The following is a 6,862-nucleotide window of genomic DNA, read 5'->3' on the forward strand; positions in this document are numbered from 1 at the left end:
CCGAGCCGTCCCCCGACTCCCTCAGTCCCGAGCCGCGGCCTTCCGGGACGCGGCCCGGCACCTCCGCCCCCGCCCTGCGCTCCCCCGCCCCACCCAGCACGCCCAACGCCCTCGCCAACTCCCCCAACCGCGCGGTGAGTTCACCCGCCCCCCGTTGCCGCTCCAGTTGCAGCAGCGCTTGCAGTACCGGGCCGACGCGGTGGCGTGGCACCGGCAGGGAGCGCGGCGGGGGCGTGTCCGCGTGCTGCTCGGCGTACCGGAGGACCAGCGACGTCAGCGCGCCGTCCACGTCCAGGTGGAGGCCCTGGATCCAGTCGGCGACCTCCTCGTGGGCGAAGCGGTAGCCCGTGCCGGCGGGGACGAGGACGCCCTCGGTGAGGACCGCGGTCGCCCATCCGGTGCAGCCGTCGAATCCCTTGCCCGGTAGGGCGCCCCACGGGAACACTTCCTCGAAGGAGGCCCGGTCGAGCTGGCCCTGGCCGGGGCCGAGGCACCGCCGGGCCGCCTCGTGCACCTGCCCGGACACCTTCGCCGCGAGCCGCCGCACGGCTGCGCCCCGCAGCCCGCTGTCGGCGGCGAGACGGACGGCGACGCGCAGGGCGAGCAGGTCGAGGTAGGCGGCGAACACGTCCTCGCGACAGGGCTGCCCGGTGGGGCCGTCCGGCAGGGCCGCGGCCACCTCCGAGAGCAGCCGCAGCGTCAGCGGGTGGCGGGCGTCGGTGTCGGCGAGGGCGCCGTCCTCGATGCCGAACCGCGCCCGAGCCCGCCGCGCCTGCGGCTCCGGCAGCTCACCGAGCCGCACACAGCCGGGCAGCTGCCCGCGCCCACCCGCACCGAGCCGCCCACCGAGTCCGAAGGCGGGCGGTTCGCCGGGGCCGGGGGTGTGCCGCTCTCCCAGGCCAGGCACGTGTGCGTACAGCAGGTCCCTGGGGAAGTGTGTTCCGGCCTGTTCCCAGTACTCCGCGCGGCAGGCCACCACCAGCCGCGTCCCGGTGTCCCGCAGCCACCCGGACGTCCCCGCGCTCCACTCGGCGAGGCGGTGGGCGAGGACGGGCGGCATCTCCTCGGGGCCGTCGAGCAGGAGCAGCAGCGGCCGGCCGGCGTCCCGCACGAGCCGGGCGACGCGGCCCGCCGAGATGTCCCCGAGCCCGTCGTCGCCGCCCACCACCGCGTCCGACGCGGTGAGGATGCGGCCAGCCCGCTCCAGGGCGCGGCCCACCGCGTCGGCCACGGAGGTGTCCGCGTCCCGCAGGTCGGCGCCGCGCAGCCAGACGGTGGGCGCGGGTTCGGGGCCCCGGGCGCGGCGTCCGGCGAGCGCGGCGAGTTCCGTGGTGCGGCCGGAGCCGGGGTCGCCGACGAGGCCGAGCACGCGGGCGGGACCGGCGGCGGTGAAGTACGTGAACTCCCTTACGGTGTCGGGCCGTTCGACCGGTTCCGGGCAGGGTGGGCGCGGCCCGTCGGAGCCGAACGAGGTGGCTGTGAGCTGCAGCGCGCCCGCCAGGTTCAGATCGCGGCCGTAGCCGGGCACGGTGGCCGCGTTATGGGCGAGGAGGGCGGCGAGCGGCCCGCTGGGGTCGGCGGCGGCCGCGGCCCGCAGCGGCACCGCGAACCCGGCCGCGCGGTGCGTCGCCTCCAGGGCGGTGGCCAGGACGGCGAGAACGGCGCCGGACGCGGCGTCGACGACGGGCCCGCCCGCGGCACCGCCGCCGAGGCGCAGCGCGTCCGCGCCGTCGGTGCCGATGGCCAGCTCCATGGCGGCGTCCAGGAGGTGGAAGCGGTCCGTCGCGGTGTATGTCACGGCGGCCGAGTCGAGGACCCGCGCCTGCCGCCAGGCTCCTGTGGCGATGCGTACGTACGACCCCACGGCCACGGTGTCGCGGGCGGTCACGGGCAGCGGGCGCAGGCCGAGGCCCTCGGTGCGGACGAGGGCGAGGTCGTACTCCGGCAACGCGGTGACGGCGTCGTCGGTCACGACGCAGGTGCGCTCGCCCGGCGCGTGCAGCACTATCCGGGCGAGGCCGTCCACCGCCTCGTGGCTGGTGATCACGGTGCCGTGCTCGTCGGCGGCGAAGCCGTGGCCGCGCGGGCGGCCGGCCAGATCGCAGATCCGCACCAGGGACCGCTCGGGCTCCCGCCACGCGTCCCGGCCCACCGTCCACTCGCTCGGCAGATCGCTCCGGTGGCCGCTCCGGTAGCTCCGGTCACTGCGGCCCCGGATCCGCTCCCCGCCGCCCCGTACCCGCGGGCCCCGTCCCGCCATGCTCGAACCTCCCAGCCGCACCCCGTACTTCGACCGTAGGCCGGAGATGATCAGCGGGACAGAACGCGAGCCGAACGCGCCCCCTTCCGCTCCCTCGGTTCACTCCGAGCGCCTGCCCGTAGGGGTGAATCGGCGGGTGGCGGTGGATACACCTTCAGAGGGGGGACCGCAGGGGGGGGGACTGTGGAGCGGCGGACGATCGTGCGCCGCTCCACAACAAGGGGTTCCGGCCGGAGCCGATGCCGTAGGAGCACGGAGCCGGCGTCAGGAGAACACGGCGAGGCTCTTGGCCTTGCCCTTCAACTCCTCGGCCAGGACCAGGAATTCGCCCGCGGGCCCGAACACGGCCACAGGACCGGAGCCCGCGTACTCGTCCGGCATCTCGATCCGCACGCCGTTGGCGAGCAGCCGCGCCCGCCGCTCGTCCACGTCCCAGCGCGGGAACGCCGCGGCGGCGGCCTCGGCGACCGGCATCACCGTCAGCTCCTCCTGGAGCTCGTCGAGGGTCTTCGCGGCGTCCAGCTTGTAGGGCCCGACGCGGGTGCGGCGCAGCGCCGTGAGATGGCCGCCGACGCCCAGACCGGCACCGAGGTCACGGGCCAGGGCGCGGATGTACGTACCCGAGGAGCAGACGACGGACACGACCAGGTCCAGGACGGGGGTGCCGTCCTCGGCGACCGCGTCCCGGATGTCGTACACCTGGAAGGACGAGACGGTCACCGGCCGGGCGGGGATCTCGAAGTCCTCGCCCTGACGCGCCCGCGCGTACGAACGCTTGCCGTCGATCTTGATCGCGCTGACCTTCGACGGGACCTGCATGATCGCGCCGGACAGCTCGGCGATGCCCGCGTCGATGGCGTCCCGCTTGATGCCGGAGGCGTCCGCGGACGCCGTGATCTCGCCCTCGGCGTCGTCCGTGATGGTGGACTGGCCGAGGCGGATGGTGCCGAGATACTCCTTCTCGGTCAGCGCCAGATGGCCGAGCAGCTTCGTGGCGCGCTCGACGCCGAGGACGAGGACTCCCGTCGCCATCGGGTCGAGGGTGCCGGCGTGGCCGACGCGGCGGGTCTTCGCGATGCCCCGCATCTTGGCGACCACGTCGTGCGAAGTGAAGCCGGACGGCTTGTCGACGATGACAAGTCCGTCCGGCGTCGTCGTTCCAGTACTGCGCTTGCTCATTACGAGGCGTCGCCGTCCTTGTTGCCTGCGGCGTCGTCGGCTTCGCCCTCGTCGGCCTCGTCGGCCTTGCGGTACGGGTCGGCTCCGCCCGCGAACTCGGCGCCCGCGGACACCTCCCGCACCTTCTCGTCCGAGAGCCGCGCCTTGTCGAGGAGGTCCTCGATGGCCCTGGCGTTGTCGGGAAGGGCGTCCGCGACGAAGGCCAGGGTGGGCGTGAACTTCACGCCCGCGGCCTGACCGACCGCCGAACGGAGCACGCCCTTGGCGCTCTCCAGGCCCGCGGCCGCGGCCGCGCGCTCCTCGTCGTCCCCGTAGACCGTGTAGAAGACGGTCGCCTCCCGCAGATCACCCGTGACCCGGGTGTCCGTGATGGTGACATGTGAGCCGAGCCGCGGGTCCTTGATCCCGCGCTGCAGCTTCTGGGCCACCACCTCTCGGATGAGGTCCGCCAGCCTCTTCGCCCGCGCGTTGTCGGCCACTGCTCCGTCTCCTTCTGTGCCTTGCTCGTCGCTGGTCGTTCAGGTCGTTCAGTCATCATCGTTGCCGTGGAACCGCCGTCGTACCGACAGCAGCTCCACCTCGGGCCGGGCGGCGACGAGCCGTTCGCACCGGTCCAGTACGTCCGTGATGTGCCCCGCGTCCCCGGAGACCAGCGCCAGGCCGATCTCACTCCTGCGGTGCAGGTCCTGGTGGCCGACCTCCGCCGCGCTCACCGCGTACTTCCTTTGGAGTTCCGCCACGATGGGGCGGACGAGGGAGCGTTTCTCCTTCAGCGAATGTACGTCGCCGAGGAGCAGGTCGAAGGACAGAGTCCCCACATACATGTGTGTCCCGGATAACCCGCCGGTCGGGATCGGTGCCCGCCGGTGATCGGCGGGGTCACCAGAAACCGTACAACGAACGCCCGGCTCCCTCGACGGAGTTTCCGCCCCCGCCGCCCCTACCCGTCCCGTACCTGGGGCTCCGCCCCAGACCCCGCTCCTCAAACGCCGGAGGAGCCCGTCCGGCGTTTGAGGACGAGGCCCGGAGGGCCGAAAAACCCCGGGGTGGGGTCACCGGAAAACTCCGGCGACCCCACCCCGGTTCAGCCAGCCGCTAGGCGCGCGGCTTCTCGCGCATCTCGTACGTCGCGATGACGTCATCAACCTTGATGTCGTTGAAGTTGCCGAGGTTGATACCGCCCTCGAACCCTTCGCGGATCTCGGTGACGTCGTCCTTGAAGCGACGCAGGCCCTCGATGTTGAGGCTCTCCGCGATGACCTTGCCATCGCGCAGGAGCCGGGCCTTGGTGTTGCGCTTGACCTCGCCGGAGCGGATGAGCACACCCGCGATGTTGCCCAGCTTGGACGAGCGGAAGACCTCGCGGATCTCCGCCGTGCCGAGCTCGACCTCTTCGTACTCCGGCTTGAGCATGCCCTTGAGGGCCGCCTCGATCTCCTCGATGGCCTGGTAGATCACCGAGTAGTAGCGGACGTCGACGCCCTCGCGCTCCGCCATCTGCGCGGCACGTCCGGCCGCGCGGACGTTGAAGCCGATGACGATGGCGTCGGAGCCCATGGCCAGGTCGATGTCGGACTCGGTGACGGCACCCACGCCGCGGTGCAGCACGCGGATGTCGACCTCCTCGCCCACGTCGAGCTGGAGCAGGGAGGACTCCAGGGCCTCGACGGAACCAGAAGCGTCACCCTTGATGATGAGGTTGAGCTGCTGGATCTCACCGGCCTTGAGCACCTTGTCCAGGTCCTCGAGCGAGACGCGGCGGACGCGCTTGGCGAACGCGGCGTTGCGCTCACGGGCGGCACGCTTCTCGGCGATCTGACGGGCCGTACGGTCCTCGTCGACCACCAGGAAGTTGTCGCCCGCGCCCGGGACGTTGGTGAGACCGAGGACGAGGACCGGGGTCGACGGACCCGCCTCTTCCACGTTCTCGCCCTTGTCGTCGAGCATCGCGCGGACTCGGCCGTACGCGTCACCGGCGACCATCGTGTCACCGACGCGCAGCGTGCCGCGCTGGACCAGGACGGTCGCGACGGCGCCGCGGCCCTTGTCCAGGTGGGCCTCGATCGCGATGCCCTGCGCGTCCTGGTCGGGGTTGGCCCGCAGGTCGAGCGAGGCGTCGGCGGTGAGGACGACGGCCTCGAGCAGCTGCTCGATGTTGGTGCCCTGGCGGGCGGAGATGTCGACGAACATCGTGTCGCCGCCGTACTCCTCGGCCACCAGGCCGAACTCGGTGAGCTGACCGCGCACCTTGGTCGGGTCCGCGCCCTCGACGTCGATCTTGTTGACCGCGACCACGATCGGCACGTCGGCCGCCTTGGCGTGGTTCAGCGCCTCGATCGTCTGGGGCATCACACCGTCGTTGGCCGCCACCACGAGGATCGCGATGTCGGTCGACTTCGCACCACGGGCACGCATGGCGGTGAACGCCTCGTGACCCGGGGTGTCGATGAAGGTGATCGCGCGGTCCTCGCCGTTGACCTCGGTCGCGACCTGGTAGGCACCGATGTGCTGGGTGATGCCACCGGCCTCGCCCGCGACCACGTTGGTCTTGCGGATCGCGTCGAGGAGTCGGGTCTTTCCGTGGTCGACGTGACCCATGACGGTCACGACCGGCGGACGGGACATGAGCGCCTCTTCGCCGCCCTCGTCCTCGCCGAACTCGATGGAGAACGACTCGAGCAGCTCGCGGTCCTCCTCCTCGGGGCTGACGATCTGAACCGTGTAGTTCATCTCGTCGCCGAGGAGCTGCAGCGTCTCGTCGGAGACGGACTGCGTGGCCGTGACCATCTCGCCGAGGTTCATCATCACCGCGACGAGCGACGCCGGGTTGGCGTTGATCTTCTCGGCGAAGTCGGTGAGGGAGGCACCGCGCGACAGGCGAACGGTCTCGCCGTTGCCGCGAGGCAGCATCACGCCGCCGACCGACGGGGCCTGCATGGCCTCGTACTCCTGGCGCCTCTGCCGCTTCGACTTGCGACCGCGACGCGCGGGACCGCCGGGACGGCCGAAGGCGCCCTGCGTGCCACCGCGGCCACCGGGACCACCCGGACGGCCACCGAAGCCGGGACGACCGCCGAAGCCGCCGCCACCACCGGGACGACCGGCACCGCCGCCACCGCCCGGACCACCGGGACGACCGGCGAACCCACCGCCGCCGCCACCCGGACCACCGGGACGACCGGCGAAGCCGGGACGGCCACCGCCGCCACCGCCGCCACCGGGACGACCGCCGCCACCGGGACCACGGCCACCGCCGGGGCCACCACCGGGACGCGGGCCCGCGGCGGGACGCTGCGGCATCATGCCCGGGTTGGGACGGTTGCCCGCGGGGCCACCGCCCGGACGCGGCGCCTGCGGGCGCGGCATGCCGGCCGGGGACGGACGAGCGCCGCCCTGACCCTGCGGACGCGGACCACCCTGGCC

General features: G+C 72.8%; 5 protein-coding genes. All 5 read right to left on the bottom strand.

Going from position 1 to position 6,862, the window contains the following annotated elements; genetic code table 11:
• Nucleotides 1–2,260, bottom strand: a 2,260-nt coding sequence (locus STRAU_RS00435; RefSeq protein ID WP_397892047.1) for a trypsin-like peptidase domain-containing protein, incomplete at its 3' end; no start/stop codon positions are given.
• A 264-nt stretch (nt 2,261–2,524) separates the two neighbouring features.
• The gene (gene truB / locus STRAU_RS00440) at nt 2,525–3,439 is read right to left on the bottom strand and encodes a tRNA pseudouridine(55) synthase TruB (RefSeq protein WP_016638223.1); all 915 of its coding nucleotides are present in this window, start codon (nt 3,437–3,439) and stop codon (nt 2,525–2,527) included.
• Complete coding sequence (rbfA, locus tag STRAU_RS00445; protein ID WP_016638224.1) at nt 3,439–3,918, bottom strand: 30S ribosome-binding factor RbfA; 480 nt, start codon at nt 3,916–3,918, stop codon at nt 3,439–3,441. Before rbfA ends, truB begins: the two co-directional genes overlap by 1 nt.
• A gap of 48 nt (nt 3,919–3,966) precedes the next feature.
• Nucleotides 3,967–4,263 carry a DUF503 domain-containing protein gene (locus STRAU_RS00450; RefSeq protein ID WP_016638225.1) on the bottom strand — a complete coding sequence of 99 codons (297 nt, stop codon included), beginning with the start codon at nt 4,261–4,263 and terminating at the stop codon, nt 3,967–3,969.
• Between the two features lie 271 nt (nt 4,264–4,534).
• A partial coding sequence (infB, locus tag STRAU_RS00455; RefSeq protein ID WP_078620868.1) for a translation initiation factor IF-2 occupies nt 4,535–6,862 on the bottom strand: 2,328 nt, incomplete at its 5' end.

The organism is Streptomyces aurantiacus JA 4570, assembly GCF_000414115.1.
In the GTDB taxonomy this organism is placed as follows: Bacteria; Actinomycetota; Actinomycetes; order Streptomycetales; family Streptomycetaceae; genus Streptomyces; species Streptomyces aurantiacus_A.